The sequence below is a fragment of the Thiomicrorhabdus sp. Kp2 genome, from assembly GCF_000478585.1.
GTDB lineage: Bacteria > Pseudomonadota > Gammaproteobacteria > Thiomicrospirales > Thiomicrospiraceae > Thiomicrorhabdus.
Genome location: NZ_ARWI01000001.1, coordinates 1,007,275 through 1,033,329 on the forward strand (window position 1 = coordinate 1,007,275; position 26,055 = coordinate 1,033,329).

The following is a 26,055-nucleotide window of genomic DNA, read 5'->3' on the forward strand; positions in this document are numbered from 1 at the left end:
TTGTGACCAAATAAAAGGATCACAATAAGATTAAGCCATCATACTGATGGTTTTTCTAAAACGCATCAATGAAAAGATAAACAGTGCGCTACCCAGTACCATTAACATTAAAAATTGTGGCCATACGACTTCAAACCCTGCACCTCGATATAAAATGGCTTGGCTGAGTTCAACAAAGTGGGTTGTTGGAGCGAAAAACATAATATTTTGAATAAATTCGGGCATGCTTTCTTTTGGGGTAATCCCTCCTGAAAGAACTTGTAGCGGGAGGAGTATGAGGATTGCAAGTATGCCAAATTGCGGCATGCTACGTGTCAATGTAGCGAGAAAGATCCCCATTGAGGTTGTGGCAAATAGGTGTAGGGTCGCACCCGCTAAAAATAAGAGAATCGAACCTTCAATAGGGACTCCAATTGCTCCTTGCACAACAAAATTTAAAGATAATGCTGTAGCAACCAAAACCACCAAAGCCATAGACCATACTTTAGCCACCATAATTTCCACAGGAGTAACGGGCATAACCAGTAGGTGCTCAATGGTTCCATGCTCTCTTTCTCTAATAAGTGCCGCCCCAGTAAGCGCAATGGAGAGTAATGTAACATTATCAATAATCTGCATCAATGAACCAAACCATGACGCTTCTAAGTTTGGATTAAAGCGAATTCTACTTGCCAAACCCACTATCGCCGTCTGTGCAGAACGGAATCCTTGCAGGAATTCATTAACCTCACCATTGATAATCTGCTGTATATAGTTATTCCCACTAAAAGCCTGTGTCATTCGAGTGGCATCAATATTCAACTGAATTTCAGGTTGTTTTCCCGCTAAAACATCTTTCTGAAAGTTGGGCGGAATATTAATAACAAAAGTGTATTTTCCTGTATCTAAACCTCTGTCAATCTCATGAATATCGAGCATGCTTGGCGCTTCAAACTTAGGAGGAAAGAAAGCGGCAACAATGCGACCAGAGAGCTGCGATCGATCTTCATCTACGATGCCAATCGGTGCTTTATTAAGTGTTTCAGGCTTTGCGGTAGCCGCTGTAAAAACCATAATAGAGAACATATAAAAAATGAGCACCATCATGATAGGGTCGCGAAACAGACTCCACAACTCCTTTATCCCCAAACGAAATATATTTGCCAGCTTACGCATCTTAATGCTCCTGCTTACGTAGTAAGATTACCGTCAATCCTAAAATAATAGGGATTGCCAACAACAGAGGCCAGAACGACTGATACAGATCGCTGAAACTTAATGCCTTACTAAATACACCGCGGCTAATCTCAAACATATAGGTCGCAGGGTAGAACTCTCCTACAGATTTACCAACGCCTTCCATCGATGAAATTGGATCAATCAAACCAGAGTACTGAACGGCTGGAATAATGGTGCCAATCATGGATAAAACGATAGCAGCGATTTGGCTTTTAGTGAAACTTGAGGCGAATAAGCCCATGCCGGTAGAGATAATAATAAATAAGAAACCAGCGATAATCAGGGTGAAAACACTGCCTGTAACAGGAACGTCAAAGACAGTAACAGAGAGTAAAATCAATAATAAATAATTAACCATTGCCAATACAACATAAGGTAACTGTTTGCCTAATATAAACTCCGTTCTTGTCACGGGCGTAACATACAAGTTGATAATTGAACCAAGCTCTTTTTCTCGCACGACCGACAGTGCAGTGAGCATAGCGGGTAACATTAACATTAACAAGGGAACCACCACTGGAACCATCGCAGGCAGGCTTTCTATATCCGGGTTATAACGATAGCGTGACTGAATCGAAACCGCTCCATTTAGGGACTGTCCGTAATGCACTCTGGCCTGATAAGCCATCCAATTTTGATGCATCCCTTGAACATAACCGTTAACGGTTTCGGCACGCATAGGCATAGCACCATCAATCCAAGCCCCAATTTCAACGTGATTTCCTCGTTTTAAGTCGCGTGCGAATCCTGGCGGAATTTCAATCGCTAAAGCAATTTCACCACTGCGCATTCTACGATCAATATCTTCATAATTTTTAAGAGGCGCTTGTTCAGTGAAGTAACGCGAACCTGATAGGTTAAGGGCATAGTCTTGGCTTAAAATTGTCTGGTCTCTATCAAGCACTGCATAATTTAAGTCTTCAACATCTAAACTAATCCCAAAACCTAATACAACCATTAGAATGACCGAACCTAACAAAGCCATGGTTAATCTCAATGGATCACGCATCAATTCAAGCGTTTCCCGCCAGGAGTAACTTAAAGCACGGTCAAAACTAAACAGTTTTTGCTTAGGGGGTTGGGTCGTTTTCGAATCAACCGATTCAATAGGAACTTCAGAAACCTCTTCGATAACGGTGCTTTGATCAGAGCCTTTTAAATACTGAATAAATGCCTGTTCTAAGTTTTCAGCTTGTTTTAATCTGACGATTTCTGCCGGACGTTCACTGATCAGGACATTACCAGCATGCATCAGTGAAATACGATCACAACGTGCAGCCTCATTCATAAAGTGAGTCGAAATAAAGATGGTGACTTTATCTTCACGCGCTAAATTAATCATTAAGCGCCAGAAATTATCTCTTGCTACCGGGTCAACCCCTGAAGTTGGTTCATCCAAAATAAGCAACTCTGGTTTATGAACCATAGCAACCGCTAATGAGAGTCGCTGTCTAATTCCAAGCGGCAAACTCATTGGTAGATTGTTAAGGGATTCTTGCAGGCTAAAACGTTGCACCATCTCCGTTACTCTTGCGGGGATTTCAGCTTCAGGAACATGGAATAACCTAGCGTGTAGCACGAGATTTTGTTCAACTGTTAACTCGCTATACAGAGAAAAAGCTTGTGACATATAACCTACACGACGGCGAGTCGCCATATCTTTTGCATCGACCTTTTTACCAAATAACCAAGCCTCACCTTCAGTAGCAGAAAGTAACCCCGTGAGCATTTTCATCGTCGTTGACTTACCACAACCATTGGAGCCCAAAAATCCAAAAATTTCACCTTTTTGAATACAAAAATCCACATGATTAACGGCGGTAAAATCGCCAAACTTCATCGTTAAATCTTTTGCTTCAATAGCAACATCATGCTTTTCATTCACATCAATTGGCGGAATATCAATTGGCTGATGTTCACGACGTTTTTCTTCAGGTAGCAGTGCGATAAAAGCCGCTTCCAAAGAGGTGGTATTGGTTTTTAAAAACAGGGCTTCAGGTGTGTCGGCAGCCAAAATTTGGCCCTCATCCATGACAACTAGACTGTCAAATCTTTGAGCCTCATCCATATAAGCGGTTGCGACCAAAACGCTCATCTCTTTTTGATGAGCACGAATATGATCGATTAAATCCCAAAACTGAGCACGAGCAAGCGGATCCACTCCTGTAGTGGGTTCATCTAAAATCAAGAGTTGAGGGTCGTGAATTAGGGCACAACATAAGCCTAACTTCTGCTTCATCCCCCCAGATAGTTTACCCACTGGACGATCTAAGAACGGGAAAAGCCCAGTACGACGGGTAAGTTCATCAATACGTTTTCTACGCTCATGTTCATCATGCCCAAACAAACGTCCAAAAAATTGCAGGTTTTCTTCAACGGATAAGGTTGGGTAGAGGTTTTTTCCTAATCCCTGGGGCATATAAGCAATTTCAGGGCAAACTTCACTGCGGTGAGTTTGACTTTTCATGTCTCCTGCAAGAACTTCAAGCGAACCGCTTTGTACCGCACGAGCACCAGAGATTAGAGATAATAAGCTGGATTTACCGACGCCATCAGGACCAATGAACCCAATCATTTTTCCTGCTGAAATATCTAAATTAATATTATCCAGAGCAAGGTTTTTACCATACTTTAGAGAAACGCCTTTAAGGCGAACAATAGGTTGAGTAGGCTCAGAAGAGATGTTCATATCTAATTCGGTACATTAATATGCAAGTTTTCTGGCCATTCGACCTGAGAGTCTACTTTTATCCACGCTAATCCAGGCAAGCCTGTTTTGACCTTTTCCAAATGTTTTTCAAGCAGTTCCGGGTCTATTTTTGCTTTTACACGAAACATTAACTTTTGACGCTCTTTTTCAGTCTCAACCGTTTTAGGTGTAAATTGTGCCGTACTGTCTACAAAAGAAATTTTTGCTGGAATAACATAGTTAGGAGCGGCGTCTAAAACAATTCGTACTTCCGCACCGATAGCAATACGCCCAGCAATTTCTTCGGGAATAAAGAATGTCATATAAACATCACTTAAATCAACCAAGCTTAATAGCTTTCCACCTGGTGAAGTCACTTCTCCAGGTTGGGCAATACGGTACTGTACTCGCCCAGTTCTAGGAGACTTCAATAAGCTGTCATCAATATCAGCTTGAATACGGGCGATGGTTGCTTCTACCGCTTTTATTTCTGATTGTGCGCCCACTACTTGAGCTTGCGCTGCTGATACAGCTGCGTTGGCCGCCGCGACTTGAGCCTTAGCCGCCGCGACAGCCGCAGAGGCACTTCTAACTTGTGCACGGTTATCATCTAATTCTTGGGCAGAAGAAGCCTTTTCCCGTGCTAACACCTCAGAACGCGCTAAACGCCTCTTGGCGGCATCTAATTCCGATTCTCTTTGTATGACAACGGCTTTTGCAGCAGCCACATCACTGTTTCGTACAGCAACATAAGCTTCTGCACTCAAAACACCATTTACTGCTCGATTGTACTGAGCTTGTGCTTCCGCCAACTGGGCATTGAGTACATCCGTTTGCATGGAAGCTAAAATTTGACCCGCTTGCACAAACTGCCCTTCATCAACCAAAATCTGGTCAATTCGACCACCTAATTTGGTTGCAATATCAATTTCTACCGCTTCAATACGGCCGTTACCATTAACCAGGCCTGGTGTCTTATGACTGTTTTCTAGTTGGTTCCAAACATACCAGGCTATGGCAGCAACAGCCAAGAGTAGTAAAACTTTTACCAATGTTTTTATATTTGAAGCATTCATGAGTATTACTGTCCCTCAGTTTGAATAGGTGTAATGTCTTTAGTGGCTGTGGTATCACCGCCCAGTGCAGTATAAAGACTGACTTGGTTAGAATATAAAGTACGCTTTGCCTGTACAAATGCTTGTTCTGAGGCTAATAAATCACGTTGAGCATCAAGCACTTCTAAATAAGGCGTTGCACCATTCTCATAACGGAGTTGAGCTAAATGAGATCGTCTTTTTTGTATGGCCAAGATATGAGTCTGCATTTCAAGCTGCTGGGTTAGCCACTTTTGATTTGTAAGAGCACTAGACACTTCCCTAAATGCATTTTGTATGGTTTTTTCATAATTAGCGATCGCTTGATTGCGACGAATGGTGGCAATATCTAAATTTGCTTGGTTTTTACCCGCGGTAAAAATAGGCAGAGTAATTTGCGGTACAAATCCCCATGTAGTGCTGTCAGACTTGAATAAACCTGACAGTTCAGCACTGGCTGTACCTGCATAGCCTGTTAAGGTTATATTCGGGAAAAACGCAGCTCTAGCTGCACCGATATTTGCCGTCGCTGAACGCAATATATGTTCAGCACTAACAATGTCTGGACGATTGGTTAATAGGCGAGAAGGTAAACCGGGCTCAAGCGCTTGAAAAGGAAGCATATCATCAAAATAACGAGTTTCAGTTTTCAAATTGATTGGTTTGCCAACTAGAAATGTTAGGTTCTGTAACTGTATATCTCGTAACTGCTCTAATTGAATGTTAAGCGCTTTTGCTTGTGTTAGCAGAGTTTCAACCTGTGTTAAATCAAGCTCTGAAATGGCTCCGATTTCATATCGACGTTTAAAAATACGATACGATTCTTGGCGCGTTTCAATCGTTTTATCCGTTAACGCTAAACGTTGATCCAATTCACGTAGACTTAAATAACCATTAACGACTTGAGCAATCAATGCGATTTGAAAGGACTTTTGAGTACTTTCTTGTGAGAGATAATTTTCTAATGCCGCTTCTTCGAGACTCTGAACACGCCCCCAAAAGTCAATTTCCCATACACTTAAGTTTGCCACCAGTTGATATTTTGTGGAGTCTAGGTTCGTGCCTGTCACATTAAGATCATACGGTGTTAGCGATCGAGAAACATTAGCACTGGCGGCGATATGTGGAAATCGGTTCGCATGTTGAATGCCATACATGGCTTGGTATTCTTGAACGCGCAAAGTAGCTAGTTTTAAGTCGCGGTTTTCTTGCAAAGTGTCAGCTATTAAGTTTTGTAATGCAGGATCGGTAAAGTATTCACGCCAACTGCTGTTTGCAATTTCTTCAGTCAATATAACTTTATGATTGTCTTGAGGTTGCTGGGCATAGGAATCTGGAATAGGTGCTTCAGGTGTTTCATATTCGGGCGCTAAAGAGGTACAGCCTGATAAGAGCACAACTACAGATGTACATAAAACCTGAACGGTTGTGTTGCTACGAAAACTTTTTTTAAAAAAACGGCTGAACATTCATGCCACCCATAGAGTTTATAATTCGATAATCTTACTGACGCTTTGAAAAATATCTGTAAAGCGCATGTCATTTGTTTCATAATATACCGACTGGTCGGTATTTAACAAGTGTATTTTTGTGAAATTTTTATGAAACTTTTATAAGACTAACAGGGAGAGAGTGTTTGGAAGGTTGTTGATAATAAGATTGCTGCATGTGTGGTATTATCTCGCACGCAGTAATTTCTACCTATCATCCTTTTATGACTTGTACCTAATTTATGACTAATTCCACTTTAAACAGCAAGCGCATCTCCCGAGTTCGTTTACCTTCTGATGTGCGTATTCAGCAGCTTTTGGATTCTGCCTTAATAGAGTTCTCAGCTAAAGGATATTCTGCCACGCGTGTTGATGACATAGCCAAGAGAGCAAAACTTTCTAAAGGTGGTTTTTATACGCATTTCGAGAGTAAAGATCAGATCTTTGAGATATTGCTAGTTCAAAAGTTACGACCTGTGAATTTAGATGTGGAACGGATTCTTGCGGAATCACATTCCACGAGTGAACTCGCTGAGCAATTTGTTGATGAACTTTATAAATCACTAATAGATAAATCAAAAATGGCAATCATTCGTTTACTTATTGCCGAAAGTGAACGAGTACCACACATTGTTAAAAAATGGAAAGTGGATTATTTAGATCAGGTAACAAAATCCATAGAAACCTTATTAAACGGATGTATTGAAAAAGGTATTTGTAAAGAGAGCATTTTTTCTCAAAGTCCTTGGTTGATTATTTCTCCTGTTGTTCATGCAGTTGTTATGCAACTAATTCTCGGTTCAAATACCGACAATACCCTTGAGGAGAGTCGTCGTGATCATAAGGCACTTATTTGTCACATATTAAGTGGTGGATAACTTTTCCACACAAAGCCTGCTAGATTAGGATCGAGACGTCCTAGGCAACTAAATTCATCTAAAATGATTGCATATGAAAAAGTAGACTTAGTTGGCATAAGGTTTAGATCTTTTCCATGAACAAACAACCAGATACCGTGTTCGATTCCATAAATCAAGCTGGAGTGGATACACTATTCAGTACCTAGATGATAAATTATAATCATCAAAAGGAGTAAGTAGGTGAGCCGCAGAAAATACGACCCAAAACTTAAAGCAGACGTCATTGAAGTGTAATCCCCCCGAAAAATAACCGAAGTCAAAAGTAGAATTTTCTCGTAAACTAAAAGCAGGAGATTCTGCATGAAAACATCAAAATTTACAGACAGCCAAATCATGGCGATTTTGAAACAAAATGAAGCTGGGATTAAGGTTCCCGATCTATGCCGCGAACACGGTATCAGTAGCGCTACTTTTTACAAATGGCGCTCTAAATACGGCGGTATGGATAGGATACCGCCATGATTAAGCGTCTAAAAGAGCTTAAAGATGAAAACCGTCGGCTTAAAAAGATGTATGCCGAAGAGTGCCTAAAATCCCAGATTCGTCAGGAAGCTCTTGAGGGAAAGTGGTAACGCCATCTTTACGAAAAGAGATGGCGCAGAATGTGGTTGCACACAGAAGAATCAGCATTCGCCTTGCATGTAACATTTTCGGCATTAGCCAAACCTGCTATCGCCACCAACCCAAGCTAGCCAATGAAAATGCCGTCATTGCCGACTGGCTATTGCATTTAACCACCGCCCAAAAAGGTTGGGGATTCGGATTATGTTTTGACCACCTGCGCAACGTCAAAAAGTTTGAATGGAATCATAAACGGGTTTACCGAGTTTACCGTGCATTGGAGCTTAATTTACGGATTAAACCTAAACGTCGGCTTAAGCGTTATAAACCCGATGCTTTGAGTGTTCCAATCGTGAAGGACTATGTATTGATGTTGACTTCTCTATGCCGAGTCAACGCGTAATCCGCTCTTTAGAACAGGTGATTGAGTGGCGAGGAAAGCCAGCTGCCATACATTGTGATAATGGTCCAGAATATGTCAGTCAGGCACTGATTGATTGGGCAAATACTCAACAAATCACCTTGATGTATACTCAACCCGGCAAGCCAAGACAGAACGCCTATGTTGAACGATTTAATCGAACGGTGCGGCATGAGTGGTTGGCGCTACACCTGTTTGAAACGATTGAACATGCTCAATATCTGGCCACAGAATGGCTTTGGACATACAATAACGAACGACCTAATTCAGCGATTGGTCGTGTGCCGCCAAGGTATTTACTAGACGCGGCTTAACTCTCTACTTTTAACAGCGGTTAAAAATGGGGGGATTACAGTTATATTGCCTTGCCTTTTGATATGAATTCGCCAACAATCGATAATGCGCTTAGAGAGATTAAAGAACTCTTAGAGAAAAAATTAGAAAATTTAGCTTATAAGATAACATCACGCTTTGCTACACATTGCATTTCAGGTATTGATTTTAAAAGACGCTTCCCAAAAGAAGGATTTGATGGTGTAGGCGATTATGATGTTTTAGCCTACTGTCCAGAAAAGAATTTATGGCTAACGATTGAGTGTAAGTACATACAACCACCATTCAGCTTTAAAGACTCAAGAAGGCTCAGAGATAAAATGTTCGACCAGTCTAGAGGCAAAAGTCATTTATGCAAAATCGCCAAACGAAGACAATTTTTAGCCTCGAACGTTGAAACTATAAGGAGTCTTTTAAAATGGCCTAATCCAACCACAAAAACGCTAGAGGAAGTTCGCGAACTTTATGCAAGCAAAGATACCTACTAGTGGATGTGTGCAACGCCATATGAAACTCCAACAGAGTTCGTTCAAATTAACTTGCTAGAAAATTGGTTTAAAAAATTAGTGGAGTAACTGAGAGCGTTAATCAAGATTTTCGACCGTTAGAACTAACGATTACAACGATTAAATCATGACTTTTCCAGATTAACTCAGGTAGAAAGAGGAGTGCGTTCAGATTTTTTCACTTTATTTTCAATACCTTCTCATATAGAGTTTTTCCGGTAAATAAATTTCATCTCTCGACATTTTAATAAAAATATTGGCGACCATTCTCTCCATCACTTTAACAACTACCTTTTCTAGTAACCTTGTCTCTTCAGGTATAGGTTTAAACCAAAAAAAATCGGTTCTGACCTCACCTTTAGGCGACTTTTCAAGTAGTTCATCAACATTCAAATAAATTTCAGACTGCGCTAAGAATTTAAAGCACTCCAAAGAAAATAAAAATTCGATATCCTGGCTATCTAAATTCAAGCGTTTTACTTCATTATAGACTGGTATATTCAATTCATCATTGAACTTTAAGTATTCGATTTCAAATAGCCTAAAATGACGTTCTCTAACAAACACAACTAGACCAAGGAACAATTCTGACTTAAAAACTATCCTCCAGAGATATTCCCGGTAATAAGTAAGATTTACACTTCTAGCAAAGCTAAATAATTTGGCAAAATAACAATATTGATAATCATCAACATAATCACTGGAATCAATAAAATACAAATATACAAACAAACACCATATTTTATCTTCTATTTTTTTATCTCCAGAAGAAAGCTTAGAAACAATTATTTTGATTCGCTCATCAGGAGACTTATTCACTAGCTGACAACTTCGCAATAAATCATCAACAGCTTGAAATTTCAAAGAAATCGAAAATACAAGATTAAAAAACTCATCTAAAAAATCAGCCAGCAAAAAATCTTGTTGAAATTGAAATATTTCTTTCTCAATAAAGTTAAAATTTAAATCTTGACCATGATTTTCATCCAACCAATCAAATAGGTTTTCAATAAATATAGATCTCTCTCGACTTGGCTGATCATCTACAATTAATGCTTTTTCAACATCGTAGTCAATCATCATGCACTTATGATGATGGCAATAGTTGTAATTCTCAAAATTCCAATAAAATCTGATATAGCTATCGTTTTCCCAACACTTCAAACAAATCTTTCTTTTTAAAGAACCTTTACAATTGGTCAAACGAAATTGAGAGTGAGAGTAATCTTTTCGAGGAAAGGAATTAGGCTTAATTCTTTTTGTAGTTGCCAGCTCAATAAATAATTTAAGATCATCCCAACTAAAACTGCGTTTCTTAAACGAAAATCTTTTTCTATATAAATCCCCCTGATTTGAACCTATCAGCCCAAAAGAAGGAATTGACTCGCCTCTCCTCATTTCACCTTGTAATCTTACAAAAGCTGTTTTGAATTCATCTATGTTTAAAAAAGCATTAATCATTGACTCTGAGCTATCAAAACAGTTTTGAAAGGCAATTCTATTTACATAATCAGTCAAAGACTCATTTATTTTTTGCTCATCATTAAATAGCAGTATTGGTATATAGGACATTCTTAAAATTTATTTATTGAATTTGAAGCGACATAAAATTTCAGAATGCCGATATTCAAAAAACAAGGTTACAAACCAAACACCAGCAAGAACATATACTTTTATGATGATAAAAAATTATATTTTTAGTGACAAAAAAACAAGATAACAATAACTTACATCCCATAAATTATATTTTTATGATGACATCATCAGTAATCAAACTTCGGCCAAATCACCTTTGTCTTCTAGCCAAATTTTACGATCACCTGCACGTTTTTTAGCTAACAGCTTATCCATAATTTCATTTACGTCCTCGGGGCCTTCCAGGTTTAGCTGAACTAAACGACGCGTTTCTGGGAGCATGGTGGTCTCTCTTAATTGTGGAGGGTTCATTTCACCCAACCCTTTGAATCGAGTAACTGAAATTTTACCAGGCATTTTTTCAGCTTCTATGCGGTCTAAAATACCTTGGCGCTCAGCCTCATCTAAGGCGTAAAAAACTTTTTTTCCCACATCTACTCGGTAAAGCGGAGGCATGGCTACATAAATATGCCCTTCTGCCACTAAGTTGGCAAAGTGTTTTACAAACAGGGCACAAATTAAGGTGGCGATATGCAATCCATCAGAATCGGCATCGGCCAAAATACAAATTTTACCGTAACGCAAACCACTTAAATCATCTGAGCCTGGATCAACCCCAATGGCGACGCTAATATCGTGAATTTCTTGCGAGGCTAAGACTTGGCCTGCTTCCACTTCCCAAGTATTTAAGATTTTCCCACGTAACGGCATAATTGCCTGAAAATTCTTATCTCGGGCTTGTTTTGCAGAGCCCCCAGCTGAGTCACCCTCAACCAAAAACAGCTCGGTACGCGTTAAATCGGTTTCAGTACAGTCAGCCAATTTACCTGGTAGCGCAGGGCCTGAGGTTATCTTTTTACGAGTGACTTTTTTGGCTTTTCGGCTACGATTGGTGGCGTTATTAATCACCAGTTCAGCAATTTTTTCAGCGACTTCAGTATGCTGATTTAACCAAAGACTTAGAGCATCTTTTACCACACCCGAGATAAACGGCACACATTCTCGTGACGATAAACGCTCTTTGGTTTGCCCTGCAAACTGCGGTTCTCGCACTTTAGCCGAAAGCACAAACGCCACATTCAACCAAGCATCTTCTGGAGTGATTTTCACGCCACGAGGAATCAGATTTCTGAACTCACAAAACTCTCTAATCGCATCGGTCGCCCCCGCTCGTAAACCATTTACATGAGTTCCACCTTGTGGTGTTGGTATAAGGTTTACATAGCTTTCCATTAGGCTTTCATTAGGCTCCACTAACCAAGTAATGGCCCACTCAACGCCTTCATTATCAGTTTGGCTTGCACCAATAAAACCTTCAAGTGGCAGTCTATCTTGACCATCCAAGGCGTCATTTAAGTAATCTTTTAAACCGTTCTCATAAAACCATTCCGTGGTTTCATTGGTCGTTTCATCGCTAAAGGTGATTTTTAACCCTGGGCTTAACACGGCTTTGGCTCGCAATAAGTGCGTTAAACGCCCCAGTGCATATTTAGGCGAATCAAAAAACGACGCATCTGGCCAAAAACGCACATAGGTTCCCGTATTCTTTTTACCAACCTTGCCAGTCACTTCTAACGGCTCGAGTAAATCCCCATTGGCAAAACTAATCGCATGTAATTTGCCGTCACGCTTAATTTGAATTTCAACTTTTTTAGACAAGGCATTCACAACTGAAATACCCACCCCGTGTAAACCACCTGAGAATTGATACGCTTTATTAGAGAACTTACCCCCCGCATGCAAGCGAGTCATAATCACTTCTACGCCAGGTACGCCCTCTTCTGGGTGAATATCAACGGGCATACCACGGCCATTGTCTTGAATGCTCATTGAGCCATCAGCATGATGCACCACAGTGATTTCATCAGCAAAACCTGCTAAAGCTTCATCGACACTGTTATCAATTACTTCTTGGGCAAGGTGATTGGGGCGGGTGGTGTCGGTATACATCCCTGGGCGTTTTCGGACTGGATCTAAACCGGTTAAGACTTCTATTTCAGATGCGTTGTAGTTTTCACTCACAGAGAAAATTCCTGGTGATAAAATGGTGAGAAAGAGAGCGTTACACGAGATAGATACTCTGGCAAAGCTCTCAATAATTAATTCAAAATGATATCACATTATTATGCCAAATCGAGACTACCATCAAGAACGTCGTGATTACGACTTTAAACAACTATCAAGAGAAGCGCTTTCACTTGACCCTTTCATTCAATTTTCACACTGGATGGATGAAGCGGTAGAGGAGAAAATTATTGACCCAACCGCCATGTCTATCGCCACGGTAGACAGCAAAGGCCAACCGCATAGCCGTGTTGTTCTGCTCAAAGAAATTGATGAGAATGGCTTTGTTTTTTACAGCCATTACGATAGCGCCAAAGGCCAGCAAATTGAAAATAACCCCCATGCAAGTCTACTGTTTTTTTGGCCACAAATGGATCGTCAAATTCGTATTGAAGGTCTATTAGAAAAAGTCTCAAGAGAGCAGTCTGAAGCGTATTTTCACTCTCGTCCTAGAGACAGTCAATTAGCCGCAGCGAGCTCCAGCCAAAGCATGATTGTACCAGGGCGTAAAACCCTTGAGATGAATTACGAGATTCAAAAAGCCGAACATGAACATCTTGAAGTGCCTTGCCCTGAGCACTGGGGTGGTTATCGTTTAGTTCCTAATCGATTTGAATTTTGGCAAGGACGCCCAAATAGACTGCATGACCGTTTTATTTTTATCCTAGAAGAAAAACATTCGGATTCAAATCACCAGGCCTGGTTAATTGAACGTTTAGCACCATAAAAAAGATAAAGCTGGATAAACTAAAGTGATAAATAGCGATAGTAAAATACAACTTGATTCAAGCTGGTTGCCCTATTTGGAAAATGAGTTTAACTTACCATATATGCAATCGCTTAAAGCATTTTTACAAAATGAAAAAGCCGTAGGCAAAACGATATTACCTAAAGGCGACCAATGGTTCAATGCGCTCAATAGCACACCATTAGAGTCCGTCAAGGTGGTGATTATTGGGCAAGACCCTTATCCGACGATTGGCCACGCGCATGGGTTGTGCTTTTCTGTTCAACCCGAGGTCAAACCTCTACCCAAATCGCTCTTAAATATTAATAAAGAGCTTGCAGACGATGTAGGGGTTAACAATCAACACACTGGCTATTTGCAACCTTGGGCTGAACAAGGCGTATTACTGCTTAACGCAGTATTAACGGTTGAGGCTGGCAAAACCAATGCGCATCAAAACAGAGGCTGGGAACGTTTTACCGATAAAGTCATTCAAACACTCAATGAGCACACAGAACACACAGTCTTTATTCTTTGGGGGGCTTATGCACAGAAAAAAGGCAAAATGATTGATAGAAACAAACATCTTGTTATAGAAAGCCCCCACCCCTCACCGCTTTCAGCTTATCGCGGTTTTTTTGGTAGTAAACCTTTTTCTAAAACCAATCACTATTTGGTTGAACACAAAAAAACGGCTATACACTGGCAACTACCTTAAATAAATGCCCTAGAGGGCCTTGCTTATTGAGAGAAACAGAACTCTTTACAACCTACCAGGCCTGGTTATTTTGAAAATTAGCTCTAATTAAGATATTTACCCGTCTATTTAATCTTTTATCTTGCTCGGTATCATTGGCAACAATTGGATGCCACTCTCCATAGCCCGATACCGAAAACAGGCTGGCTGGCAACCCGCTTTGTTCATACAGAGCTTCCATAACCGCTTGTGCTCGTAAGGTACTTAAAAAGAAGTTATTCCGCAATCTGGAACGTGGATCAATGTGATCGTTATCGGTATGGCCTTCTATTACAATTTCAGAATGCCAAATCAACCCCTCTTCGTTAGCTTTTTGAATAACCAGACGGTTATCCTCTGATTGCTCAATATTAAGCAATGGCGTTTTAGCCAACAATTTACTGATGACCCTGAGCTCTGTTTGTAATTGAGGGGTTGGCGAAAATTGGCCACTTTGAAAGGCGTTATCACTCTGAATGGTTAATAACACACCTCTGGCGGTTCGTTTTACCGTTATGACTTCTAGCTTCTGCTTTTTCGCTTCATTTTCTAGCACCTGATAACTTTCAGTAATTTGCAAATCAACCCACTTTTCTATTTTGCTAATCTCGCCCTTATTCATGGCAATCGTCATAATAAAAAAGGTAATTAACAACGTTACCACATCACCAAAAGCCAGTAACCAGGCCGATTTAGCACGCTCCAGCACCATATTCATTGTGCATCACCTATCTCACGACTGGTACTCTCACCATTCAATTCTGCCGCATCTTTAATTAATGGGAGCAAGTAGATTTCAATACGTCGGTTTTGTGGTTCAGTAGGATCTTGGGTAATTGGGTGAAAACTCCCATAACCAGAAATTGCAAAACTTGATTTAGGTAAACCCGTATGAATTCGTAACCACTCCATCATGGCGTAGGCGCGATAGGTGCTGAGTTCAACATTGTTCCTAAATCGAGCCGTAGGGGCAAGCGAAAAGGAATCGGTATGACCCTCAATGCGAATTAAAAAATGAACTTTGGCACCATTTGTCTCTATACCCCTGATTAACTTGGCATGACGCTCAGTAAAATGGCCTAAGTCTAACGACAATAAAAGGTCAGAAATACTCTGTAAATATGGTAAGTAACGGGGGTTAATTTTGGCTCGAGCTGATTCAAATAAAGAGCTATTAGCAATCAAATCCGATGGTAGGCTTAAACGTACACCTTTGGTTAAGCTGTGCTCAATATTTAACCAACTCACGCCTTGTTTATTTAATTGAAAGACCACTTCTTGATTGAGTTTTTTAACGAGTTTTTGATAGTTACGTTTGGGGGTTGAGCCTTCAAGCTCAACCAAACTAATGATTAAAATAAAGAAGGCTAACAAAGAGGTAAAAAGTGAAATATAGGTCAGCAACCATAAACGGTTACGTTTTATTTGTTGGGTTTCAGGGTTGTCGAAACCTACCAGGCCTGGTAACTTTGTTTTGGATGACTTTGATTTATTGAAGAGCGAGATTAAAAGTAAAGACATATAAACTCGCTTTACTTTAATGATTCGAGTTTTTGTTTGGTTTTTTCATTTACAAATGCCAACAACTGCTCTTTGACTAATAAGGTCGACTCCGATCTTTTAAGAGCTAAAACACCTTGAATAATCATCTCATTACGTAAAACCTCAGCCTCAGTTAACACCTTTAACTTACCTGCAATCGGTAAAAACACCAGGTTAGAAAACAGCACACCATAGAAAGTCGTGACTAGAGCCAAACCCATTCCACTCAACAAACTGCCCAGCATATCTTGGGCTTCAGCGCCATACGGATTACCCGTATCGGTTACTTGGGTTGTCATCATAATAATCAACCCCATCACCGTTCCCATCATTCCAAACGCAGGCGCATATGAGGCCATATTGCCATACACTTCTTGGCAAGAAAGGTGTCTCAATCGCATATTAACAAGGCGGTTTTCGAGGCTCTGATTTAACACCGCTACATCGTGATAAACCAGCATTTCTGTAAGCGCAAAACGAAAAAAACGATCATCAATTGAATCGATTTGATTTTCAACCGCCAATAAACCTTTTTGCTTTGAGATATGGCTTAGACGCACCATCTCTTCAATGACATCGCTATAACCAGATAGCTCTGAAGTGAGGACTTTTCCAAGCCCTTTAAAGACACAGCCAACTTGGCTGAATGGATAATTAATCAAAACGGCGGCAAAAGTACCACCCAATACCAAGACCAACCCCTGCCAGTTTAAAAAAGCGTAGATAAATTGACCTTGCTGGTAATCAATCATGCTCAATATCAAAATAATTGAGCCAATGAACAAGCCTAGTATTGTCGCGAATTTACTCATTGATTAATTGTGGCGAATCTCCTCTTTCTCATCAGCAAGCTCTTGTGCTGAAGAGGATAAGTGTTGACTCAACCAACTCTCTACCTGTTGATTAATTTCAGAAGCGGACATTTCTGCCGTATTTAACGGTTCACTGATATACACATCAATGCACCCTGGTCTTTTTATAAAACTATTTTTTGGCCAAAATTCACCCGCATTATGCGCCACTAAATAGACAGGCACTTTGGCTTTAGAGGCTAACATGGCTCCGCCAATGTTAATTTTGCCTAATTCACCTGCTGGCATTCGCGTTCCTTCTGGGAACACCACGACCCAATCACCCTGTGCTAAACGCTCTTTACCTTCGGTCACCAATTGGTTTAACGCCTTTCTACCAGCACCTCGATCAATCGCGATTGGGTTTAGCAACGCCATACCCCATCCAAAAAACGGTACTTTCAGCAATTCTCTTTTTAAAACATAAGCGTGACGAGGGAAAATCGCCTGAAAGGCAAAGGTTTCCCATGCCGATTCATGTCTAGCAAGGATTAAGCCAGCAGTCTCTCTATTGATATTTTCAGCACCATGAACGCGATATTTAACACCACAAGTCCAGCCTACCCAAGTTACACAAAAACGCGCCCAATAGTGCATAAAGGCATAGCGTGTTGCAAATGAGAACGGACGCGTAAACTGCCCTAGAACGGAAAACAAAATCAGCGTTGTAATCTGCCCTATTGAAAATAATACCGAACGTAAAAACCAGATGATTTTCATGCTAATAAAGCCTCCACAACTTCATTTAAATCTTGATAAACAACCACACCATTTAACACCTCATCCTGGCTCGCCAAAGTGCGCTCGCCTTTACCCGTCTTCACTAAAATAGCTTGCATCCCCATCGCTTTAGCAACCTTAACGTCAGCAAGCGTATCACCAACCATAGGCGCATTCTTTAGTGAACAATTAAAGCGTTTTTCAATGGCCTTAAACATGCCTGTACCTGGTTTTCTTGCAGGTGATTTATCCTCGGAGAGATAAGGTGCATAACTAATCCAATCAATTTTTTCACCCTCAAGCATATCAACCAACTTTAGATGCATTTCACTTAATGTTTGGCGTGAATAATAACCGCGTTTAATACCCGACTGATTGGTGGCCACCGCCACCATCCAGCCTGCTTTTTTTAAGCGTTTTATGGCCTCAATACTACCTGGTACAGGTAACCACTCTTCTGCAGATTTTATAAAATCATCCGAATCTTCGTTAATGACGCCATCTCGGTCCAAAACAATAATTTTAGTCATTTCTAACCTTATTCTTTTTCTAAAATTCACTCAATCTTTACTGTGTTGCCAATATAAAAACTCCCGCAAAAGCGGGAGTTTTTATTCAGCTATGTAAATCAATCACTCGCTAGCTTTAAACAGATGTTCAAACCCTTAAAGGCGTGAAATATCTGCAACCAGCAAGAAAAGTTGATAAATCTGATTTAAAAGAGCTAAACGGTTTTGTTTAACCGCTTCATCATCAGCCATAACCATTACATCATCAAAGAAGGTATCTACCGCACCACGAATGCTCGACAATTCTGAAATAGCGGTAACATAGTCACGCCCAGCAATATAATCACTGACCGTTTCACGTAAATCATCCAATGCATTCCATAGATTTGTTTCCGCTTGCTCAGTAAACAATACAGTATTCACCGTCTCAGAAATTGGCGTTTCTACCTTCTTGAGGATATTGCTAATACGTTTATTGGCGGCACTTAAACTCTCTGCTCCATCCATTTCACTAAATTGCTTAACCGCGGCAATTCGTTTAGCAAAATCAATTGGGTGAGCTGGACGACAAACACGCACCGCTTCAAACTGCTCGGCAGAAATACCTTGATCGGCATAATAGGCGCGTAAACGACTGACAATAAAGTCGTAAATATCGTCAATTAACTTTTCATTTACTTGAACTTTTTCATGCAGTTCTAAGCTGAATTGAATCAATAACCGTAAATCTAAGTCTAGATTCTTTTCAATCATAATGCGCAACAACCCTAAGGCGGCACGGCGTAAAGCAAATGGGTCTTTGTCACCTGTAGGGATTTGCCCTACACCGTAAATACCCGTAATGGTATCTAGCTTATCAGCAATGGCTAAGGCTTGTGCCACACCTGATTCTGGTAAATTATCACCCGCAAAACGTGGCTGATACTGCGCATCAATCGCTTCAGCGACTTGGGTATTTTCATTTTGTGCGGTGGCATAGTAACGCCCCATTACACCTTGAAGGTCTGGGAATTCACCCACCATTTCAGACATTAAGTCGCATTTTGATAAACGAGCGGCTCTTTCACACAAAGCCCCATCAACCCCTAACGGTTTACCAATTTTGACCGCTAGAGTTTCCAGTCTTTCAACCTTGTCAAATAAAGTACCTAACTGCTGTTGAAAGACTACGGTTTTTAAACGCGGTAAAAAATCATCTAATGGATTTTTACGGTCTTGATCCCAGAAGAATTTAGCATCCGCCAAACGTGGGCGAATAACACGCTCATTACCGTATTTCACCGAAGCAGGATTGGAGCTTTCAATATTACTAATGGTAATGAAGTTAGCCATTAACTTGCCATCACTGTCTAACATATGGAAATATTTTTGATGCCCTGCCATCGCAGAAACTAACGCTTCAGAAGGCACCGATAAGAAAGTCACATCAAACTCTCCTACTACGGCCGTTGGCCATTCGTTCAGTGCGGTAACTTCTTCTAATAAATCGGCATCAATCACTGCATTACCACCCGCTTGCTGAGCGGCTTCAGTTACTTGTTTTTTAATGCGTGCTGAACGTTTAGCAAAGTCGGCTAATACATAACCTTCTGTTTCAAGCTTAGTCACGTACTCTTCTGGTTTTGAAATAGTGAGCAGGCGTGGTGCATGAAAACGGTGACCTTTTGTTGTATTGGAGGTTTGATGCCCAAGAATTGTGGCTGGAACAACTTCACTACCCAACATCATTAACGCCCAGTGAACGGGTCTTACGAATTCAACATCAGAACTCCCCCAACGCATACGTTTTGGAATCGGCAATTTGGCTAAAGATTGATTAACAATATCACCTAAAAGTTCTGTGGCTGGCAACCCTTTTTGTTCAAGGTTGTAGGCCATCCAGGTACCTTTATCGGTCTCAATTTCAATTAAATCGGCCACGGTTGCGCCACAACCACGGGCAAAACCTTGTAAGGCTTTAGTTGGATTGCCATCGGCATCAAAACCAGCTTTTTTAGCTGGCCCTTTGCGCTCAACAATTTTATCGGCTTGCTTTAACTGCATAGCATCAATCATTACCGCTAAACGACGTGGGGCGGCGTAAATTGTAACGTCACCGTAGCTTAGTTCGGCTTCTTGCAGGCCTGCTTCAATGCCTGCGGCAAATGCGTTAGCCAGTTTATTAAGGGCTTTTGGTGGCAGTTCTTCGGTACCAATTTCGACTAAAAATGTTTCAGTATTAACGCTCATTATTTAGCCTCCTGAGTAGCTGTGTCTTTTACCAACGGAAAACCTAAAGCTTCACGCCCCTCATAATAGGATTCGGCAATCTGTTTTGCCATAGTGCGCACTCGACCGATAAAACGAGCCCGCTCTGTCACACTAATGGCGTGACGAGCATCTAACATATTGAAGGCATGTGAGGCTTTTAATACCTGTTCGTAAGCAGGCAAAGGCAATTTATCTTCAACTAACTTGGCAAAGATTTGTTCACACTCATCAAAAGTGCGGAACAAAATCGCAGTATCGGCTTTTTCAAAATTATAAGTCGACATTTCCACTTCGTTTTGGTGAAAAACATCACCGTAAGTCACTTTACCGCCTGGGCCATCGACCCAAACTAAGTCATATACAGAGTCTACACCTTGCAGATACATGGCGATTCGTTCAAGACCATAAGTGATTTCACCTGTTACTGGTCGGCACTCTAACCCACCAACCTGTTGAAAATAAGTGAACTGGGTGACTTCCATACCGTTCATCCAAACTTCCCAACCTAGCCCCCAGGCACCTAAAGTGGGGGATTCCCAGTTATCTTCTACAAAACGAATATCGTGTTCAAGCGGGTCAACCCCCATCACTTTTAGCGATTCTAAATAGAGTTCTTGAATATTATCAGGTGATGGCTTGAGCATAACTTGAAATTGGTAATAGTGCTGTAAGCGGTTTGGGTTTTCACCGTAACGACCATCAGTAGGACGACGACAAGGCTGAACATAGGCCGCACGCCATGGCTCTGGGCCAATAGATCTTAAGAATGTGGATGGGTGGAAGGTTCCTGCCCCCATTTCATTATCATAGGGTTGCATAACCACACAACCTTGTTCTGCCCAGTAGGCTTGAAGAGACTGAATTAGCCCCTGAAATGTGCGAATATCTGTTGCTGCTTGTGCCGACACAGTCTAAACCTCTTTAAAGAAAATCTTTGTCTTTTAATCTATGGGAGTTTCTCTTTTGTCTCTGACGCGTGAAAAACTCTCTGTTTAAAATGATGCGATTCATTGTAAAATCAAATACATTACAAACAAGATTTTGTTTGGAAAATTCTGCTGATTATAACGCATTTTACGCCTCTAAAAATGGCCAAAAATCGGTGAAAATGGACTTTTTTATTAAAAATGGAGAAGATTAACAATGAGTCAATTAGAGACAACAGATGCCACCCCTATTTTTGTCGATGCAAAAGGCTTAAAGTGCCCCATGCCAGTTATTAAACTACAGCAACAAGCAAGAGTTACCAGGCCTGGTAGTTTGATTCTCATTGCTTGCACGGATCCTGGTGCTGAAAAAGACATCGGCAGCTGGTGTAAAGTGAACAAACATGAAATTCTTGAGGTAAAAAACAGTGAATATGGCTGTGAAATTACGGTTAAAGTGCAAGGAGCCCTTCAAAATCAAACACAATAAGCTTAAAATAGTGTTAAGAAGCTTGATACGCACTTACCAAGAAAGTTCTTATCTGGTTATAATAAAAACTAATAACCAACAAAAAACACAAGATTACATATGAAAAATTGGCCCATATCACCAAAACTTTCTAAACTTGCACTGTCACTGACTCTAGCTGTGGGCGTAATTAGCCTGTTACCTACCCCCTCTGTTGCCAATTTACCTTTAGAAATAACAACCTTGCCTCTTCCTGAAATAAAATCTTCAGAAAACAAAAGTGTTCAGGTTAAAAACAATGATGACTTGGTTGAACAAGCCTGGAAAGAACATACAGTCAAGATTGGTAAAAACGACTCACTCAGCACCGCGTTAGATAAGGTCAAAATCAATGCTTCAACAACTTACAATATTGGTCGCTTAAGTAACAGTAATTTAATTACCAATTTACGGGTGGGTGATGAACTCAAAATTTGGGTAGATAAAAATGATAATCTACAAAAAATCCTCTACCCTAAATCGAGAACTCTTGCTTACGAAGTGGTTAAAACCGACACGGGTTACCAAATCCATGAGAAGCGATCTAAAGTAGAAATTCGTACTGAAACGGCTTATGGAACCATTGATGGTGCTTTTTATTTGGCCGCGGAAAAAGCTGGTTTAAGCGCTAAAAGCATTATGAATATTGCCGATATGTTTGCCTGGGATATCGATTTTGTAAGAGAGTTACGCAAAGGCGATACCCTTAAAGTTATTTATGAAACTCGTTATCTAAATGGAGAGTATTTAGGCGATGGCGATGTGCTTGCGGCGCAAATTACCACTGACGGCGGTAAAGATAAACACAATGCATTTATTCTTCGTGACAAAAAAGGCATTATTGGCTTTTATGATGAAAACGGCAAAAACCTAAAAAAAGCTTTCTTACGAGCTCCCGTTGATTACGTTCGCATTACCTCTAAATTTAATCCTAAACGTTTTCACCCTGTTTTAAAAAAATGGCGCTCTCACCGTGGCGTGGATTATGGCGGTCCAAAAAACACCCCCATTAGAGTGACAGGAAACGGAAAAATTATTGCACGTGGCTGGGGTAATGGCTATGGGAACCATATTAAAGTGCAACACGCTGGCAAATACATGACGGTGTATGGTCACCTTAATAAGTTTGGCAAATATAAAAAAGGTCAATTTGTTAAACAAGGTGACGTCATTGGTTATATGGGTATGACAGGCCTGGCAACTGGTGTGCACTTACACTATGAGTTCCGCATCAATGGCAAGCACGTAGACCCTTTAAAGGTAAAGTTTCCAGCTGCGGGACCTATTGCCAGCAAGTATAAAGACAAATTTAACCAAAACAGCCAGTTCTTGCTGAGTCAGCTCAACCGATTAAATACGCACACCCATATTGCTCGGAGTTTTGAGTAGTAATGCCCAAGCCTCATTACTTCATTGGTTTAATGTCTGGCACCAGTGCCGATGGAGTAGATGCAGCTTTAATAGAAATCTCCCAGAACAACATTAAACTGATCGATTTTTTAACCCATCAACTGCCTAGTGAACTGAAACAGACACTTATTCAGCTAAATTCACAACCCAATATTGCATTACACACCCTGTGTTCACTTCAAAAAAACGTCGCCGATGTTTTTAGTCTTGGCACCCTAGAGTTGCTTAAAAGAAATAACCTGCAAGCATCAGATATTCAAGCCATCGGCAGCCATGGACAAACCATTTTTCACGCTCCAGAAATTCCAATGTCCTTGCAGATTGGACATCCTGCTTTTATTGCCAAGACGACTGGCATTACTACCGTGGCTGATTTTAGAGTTGATGATATGGCTTTAGGTGGACAAGGTGCCCCGTTTGCACCTGCTTTTCACCACAGACTATTTGCAAATGGTTCTGATACCTTTGTTATTAATATAGGTGGCATTGCAAATATGAGCTATATACCTGCTGTTACTAGCCAACAAAAAGTGCTTGGATGGGACACTGGGCCTGGTAATGCATTGATGGATGACATCTGTCAAAACCACCTTAAATTAGACTATGATCCCAATGGTATAAATGCCCAAAAAGGTCGTATTCAACCAGCGCTATTAAAGCACTTATTAGCACACCCTTACTTTACGTTAAGCGCACCTAAAAGCACAGGAAGAGACACCTTTCATTCAGAATGGGTTAACTCAATGCTCAGCGAGCATAGTATTGAAATCAACCACTTTGACTTGCTGGCAACGTTATGTGAAGTCACTGCTATTTCAATCAGTCAGCAAATCAAAACCATTAATTTAAACACAACTGAAAAAGCGAACGTATGGATTGTAGGTGGTGGCGCACATAATGATTTTCTTGTTTCAAGAATTCAACAGCATCTACCTAAGCACATGGTAGCAAGCAGTCAAAACAACAATATGAACCCTGATGCGATAGAGGCGATGATGTTTGCTTGGCTTGCAGAACAAAGACTACACAACAAAACAGTGCAACTATCCGCTGTTACAGGTGCTAATCGAGATGCTGTTCTTGGCGGAATTTGGCATCCATAACGTAAAATTCAGCTAATTCAATCAGCTCATCCCATTAGTCCCAAAGCATAAGACTGCATGCTTAACTGCTTTCTTTAAAACAATAAAAAACCCAGTTCATCTCTCAATGAACTGGGTTTATTTACGGAATAACACGGTTTATCTTTACAAAAGATCGTTATCGCCATTGCCACGCTGATTCACTGGAATATAACAAGACTTTCCAGAACCTGTATAGACCTGTGTTGGCCTAAAGATTTTATTGTTCTGTAACTGTTCACGCCAATGCGCCATCCAACCTGCAGAACGTGCTACTGCAAAGATTGGTGTAAATAAACCTGGATCAAAGCCCATCTCTTTATAAAGAATACCTGAGTAGAAATCCACATTAGGATAAACCCCTTTGTGGCCTAGTAACTCTTCACAAACCTTCTCGACTTCCATGGCTGTTGCAAAAGCTTTACTTAATTCGCCTGCACCCGACTTTTTCTGAAGGAGTTCGGTTGATAATTTTTGTAAAATCGAAGCACGAGGATCTTTAGTTTTGTACTCTCTATGCCCCATTCCCCAAATCACTTTTTTATTCGCCAAGCGATTTTCAATATAAGGACGAGCATTTTCAGGCGAACCAATCTCATCTAACATTTCAATCACTTTCTGATTTGCGCCACCATGCAAAGGTCCTGACAAAGAGGCAATTGCCGAAGAGATAACCGAACAAGGGTTTGCTAAAGTAGACCCCGTTACCATGGTAGTAAACGTAGAGGCATTAATTGTATGTTCAGCATGCAGAATTAAAATCGCATCTAATAAACGAGCCCAATCTTTATCAGGCTCTTCGCCCGTTAACATATACAAGAAGTTCTCTGCGTAGTTAAGGTCTTTTCGTGGCTGAATTGGGTCGTAACCATTACGAATATACTCCCAGTTAGCCACTAAAGTCCCCATGTGTGCGATAATTTTTACCGTTACATCATTAATGTAATCTTGGTTTTCAGAGGCGCCTTTCATATATTCTGTACTGGGGTAAAAACTTGCCAAACTCGCTACCACCACTTGCAGCATATGCATTGGATGCGTGGTTGACGGTAGGTTTTTCATAATCTCGCGAATATTGTATTTAATGCGGCGATTGTTTCTAAGCAAGTTATCAAAACGTTCTAGCTCATCAGCCGTTGGCAAGTCACCAAACAAAAGCAGTAGTGTGGTTTCCTCAAAAGAGGAAAACTCCGCTAGCTCTTGAATATCATAACCACGATAGGCTAATAACCCTTTTTGGCCATCAATATAAGAAATTTTTGATTCTGTTGCTGGAACACCAGCCAACCCTGGAATGTACTGCATAGACTGCCCTAAAAAATAGTTTGCCACAAACCAAAATCTGCGGCATTAAATACAATTAAGAATATTTGCTAAATAAATTATTAGCGAAACTAAACGCTAAATGATGAACCACACCCACAAGTCGTCGTTGCATTGGGGTTTTCGATAACAAAGCGAGCGCCTTGTAAGTCTTCTAAATAATCAATTTTGGCACCAACCAAATATTGAAAACTCATTGAATCTACCAGCAAGGTTACATTACCTTTTGTAACCACTGTATCATCATCAGCTTGGGTCTCATCAAACGTAAAGCCGTAAGAAAAACCAGAACAACCACCACCTGTAATATAAACACGCAACTTCAAATTAGGGTTCTGTTCATCTTCTATTAATCCGCTCACTTTATTTGCTGCTGCTTCAGTAAAATCAAGCGGTTGTGGAATATCAGACATTTCTGTTTCCTTTTATTTTTATATTTCTGGTCAAGCTAAGTCCAAACAAACTTGCCTAACTCAAATTAAATGTAGCCGAAAGAGCATT

Annotated in this window: 22 protein-coding genes and 1 pseudogene; 8 read left to right on the forward strand and 15 right to left on the reverse strand. The window is 40.6% G+C overall.

Annotated elements, in window-relative coordinates; genetic code table 11:
- Positions 1-30 precede the first annotated feature (30 nt).
- From A379_RS04830 to A379_RS04845, 4 genes are read right to left on the reverse strand one after another with little or no spacing between them, the layout of a single operon-like run.
- Complete coding sequence (locus A379_RS04830; RefSeq protein ID WP_198525693.1) at positions 31-1,161, reverse strand: ABC transporter permease; 1,131 nt, start codon at positions 1,159-1,161, stop codon at positions 31-33.
- On the reverse strand, positions 1,157-3,907 hold the full coding sequence (gene rbbA, locus A379_RS04835) for a ribosome-associated ATPase/putative transporter RbbA (RefSeq protein WP_040726228.1): 2,751 nt from the start codon (positions 3,905-3,907) through the stop codon (positions 1,157-1,159). The genes A379_RS04830 and rbbA overlap by 5 nt, the downstream gene beginning before the upstream one ends.
- Before the next feature lie 2 nt (positions 3,908-3,909).
- Entirely contained in the window at positions 3,910-4,983 is a 1,074-nt protein-coding gene (locus A379_RS04840) for an HlyD family secretion protein (protein ID WP_040726231.1), read from the reverse strand.
- Positions 4,984-4,988: 5 nt separating this feature from the next.
- Entirely contained in the window at positions 4,989-6,470 is a 1,482-nt protein-coding gene (locus A379_RS04845; RefSeq protein ID WP_051145012.1) for an efflux transporter outer membrane subunit, read from the reverse strand.
- Positions 6,471-6,733: 263 nt separating this feature from the next.
- On the opposite strand from A379_RS04845, the gene A379_RS04850 reads away from it, so the two are divergent.
- From A379_RS04850 to A379_RS04865, 3 genes and pseudogenes are all read left to right on the forward strand, one after another.
- Positions 6,734-7,369, forward strand: a complete 636-nt coding sequence (locus A379_RS04850) for a TetR/AcrR family transcriptional regulator (RefSeq protein WP_051145013.1) — start codon at positions 6,734-6,736, stop codon at positions 7,367-7,369.
- A gap of 342 nt (positions 7,370-7,711) precedes the next feature.
- Positions 7,712-8,707, forward strand: a pseudogene (locus tag A379_RS04860) (integrase core domain-containing protein).
- Between the two features lie 63 nt (positions 8,708-8,770).
- Positions 8,771-9,214, forward strand: coding sequence for a hypothetical protein (locus A379_RS04865; RefSeq protein WP_040726232.1), 444 nt, complete (start codon positions 8,771-8,773; stop codon positions 9,212-9,214).
- A gap of 207 nt (positions 9,215-9,421) precedes the next feature.
- Here the strand turns inward: A379_RS04865 and A379_RS04870 are convergent, their stop codons facing one another.
- Complete coding sequence (locus A379_RS04870) at positions 9,422-10,804, reverse strand: TniQ family protein (RefSeq protein ID WP_157832344.1); 1,383 nt, start codon at positions 10,802-10,804, stop codon at positions 9,422-9,424.
- 198 nt (positions 10,805-11,002) lie between these two features.
- A complete protein-coding gene (gene parE, locus A379_RS04875; protein ID WP_040726236.1) occupies positions 11,003-12,889 on the reverse strand; it encodes a DNA topoisomerase IV subunit B in 1,887 nt (628 codons plus the stop codon).
- 103 nt (positions 12,890-12,992) lie between these two features.
- On the opposite strand from parE, the gene pdxH reads away from it, so the two are divergent.
- Both pdxH and ung read left to right on the forward strand, forming a co-directional pair.
- Positions 12,993-13,658 carry a pyridoxamine 5'-phosphate oxidase gene (gene pdxH, locus A379_RS04880; RefSeq protein ID WP_040726240.1) on the forward strand — a complete coding sequence of 222 codons (666 nt, stop codon included), beginning with the start codon at positions 12,993-12,995 and terminating at the stop codon, positions 13,656-13,658.
- 25 nt (positions 13,659-13,683) lie between these two features.
- Positions 13,684-14,376, forward strand: a complete 693-nt coding sequence (gene ung / locus A379_RS04885) for a uracil-DNA glycosylase (RefSeq protein WP_232744816.1) — start codon at positions 13,684-13,686, stop codon at positions 14,374-14,376.
- Positions 14,377-14,428: 52 nt separating this feature from the next.
- On the opposite strand, the gene A379_RS04890 is transcribed toward ung, so the two are convergent.
- The 7 genes from A379_RS04890 to glyQ form a co-directional block, all read right to left on the reverse strand.
- Positions 14,429-15,112 carry an OmpA family protein gene (locus A379_RS04890; RefSeq protein WP_040726242.1) on the reverse strand — a complete coding sequence of 228 codons (684 nt, stop codon included), beginning with the start codon at positions 15,110-15,112 and terminating at the stop codon, positions 14,429-14,431.
- On the reverse strand, positions 15,109-15,915 hold the full coding sequence (locus tag A379_RS04895) for an OmpA family protein (RefSeq protein ID WP_081696338.1): 807 nt from the start codon (positions 15,913-15,915) through the stop codon (positions 15,109-15,111). Before A379_RS04895 ends, A379_RS04890 begins: the two co-directional genes overlap by 4 nt.
- 11 nt (positions 15,916-15,926) lie before the next feature.
- Complete coding sequence (locus A379_RS04900; protein WP_232744817.1) at positions 15,927-16,688, reverse strand: motility protein A; 762 nt, start codon at positions 16,686-16,688, stop codon at positions 15,927-15,929.
- A 63-nt stretch (positions 16,689-16,751) separates the two neighbouring features.
- On the reverse strand, positions 16,752-17,507 hold the full coding sequence (locus A379_RS04905; protein WP_081696339.1) for a 1-acyl-sn-glycerol-3-phosphate acyltransferase: 756 nt from the start codon (positions 17,505-17,507) through the stop codon (positions 16,752-16,754).
- Positions 17,504-18,037, reverse strand: a complete 534-nt coding sequence (gene gmhB, locus A379_RS04910) for a D-glycero-beta-D-manno-heptose 1,7-bisphosphate 7-phosphatase (RefSeq protein WP_040726244.1) — start codon at positions 18,035-18,037, stop codon at positions 17,504-17,506. The genes A379_RS04905 and gmhB overlap by 4 nt, the downstream gene beginning before the upstream one ends.
- 135 nt (positions 18,038-18,172) lie before the next feature.
- The gene (gene glyS, locus A379_RS04915) at positions 18,173-20,245 is read right to left on the reverse strand and encodes a glycine--tRNA ligase subunit beta (protein ID WP_040726246.1); all 2,073 of its coding nucleotides are present in this window, start codon (positions 20,243-20,245) and stop codon (positions 18,173-18,175) included.
- The gene (gene glyQ / locus A379_RS04920) at positions 20,245-21,174 is read right to left on the reverse strand and encodes a glycine--tRNA ligase subunit alpha (protein WP_040726249.1); all 930 of its coding nucleotides are present in this window, start codon (positions 21,172-21,174) and stop codon (positions 20,245-20,247) included. Before glyQ ends, glyS begins: the two co-directional genes overlap by 1 nt.
- 235 nt (positions 21,175-21,409) lie before the next feature.
- Between glyQ and A379_RS04925 the strand changes: the two genes are divergently transcribed.
- The 3 genes from A379_RS04925 (at position 21,410) to A379_RS04935 (ending at position 24,213) form a co-directional block, all read left to right on the forward strand.
- A complete protein-coding gene (locus A379_RS04925; RefSeq protein ID WP_040726250.1) occupies positions 21,410-21,682 on the forward strand; it encodes a sulfurtransferase TusA family protein in 273 nt (90 codons plus the stop codon).
- 99 nt (positions 21,683-21,781) lie between these two features.
- Positions 21,782-23,089 carry a peptidoglycan DD-metalloendopeptidase family protein gene (locus tag A379_RS04930; protein WP_040726252.1) on the forward strand — a complete coding sequence of 436 codons (1,308 nt, stop codon included), beginning with the start codon at positions 21,782-21,784 and terminating at the stop codon, positions 23,087-23,089.
- A 2-nt stretch (positions 23,090-23,091) separates the two neighbouring features.
- Complete coding sequence (locus A379_RS04935; protein WP_040726253.1) at positions 23,092-24,213, forward strand: anhydro-N-acetylmuramic acid kinase; 1,122 nt, start codon at positions 23,092-23,094, stop codon at positions 24,211-24,213.
- 144 nt (positions 24,214-24,357) lie between these two features.
- On the opposite strand, the gene A379_RS04940 is transcribed toward A379_RS04935, so the two are convergent.
- Both A379_RS04940 and erpA read right to left on the reverse strand, forming a co-directional pair.
- Positions 24,358-25,536, reverse strand: coding sequence for a citrate synthase (locus A379_RS04940; RefSeq protein ID WP_040726254.1), 1,179 nt, complete (start codon positions 25,534-25,536; stop codon positions 24,358-24,360).
- A gap of 89 nt (positions 25,537-25,625) precedes the next feature.
- Positions 25,626-25,967 (reverse strand): iron-sulfur cluster insertion protein ErpA, encoded by a 342-nt coding sequence (gene erpA / locus A379_RS04945; protein WP_040726255.1) that lies wholly within the window; start codon positions 25,965-25,967, stop codon positions 25,626-25,628.
- Between the last annotated feature and the right edge of the window lie 88 nt (positions 25,968-26,055).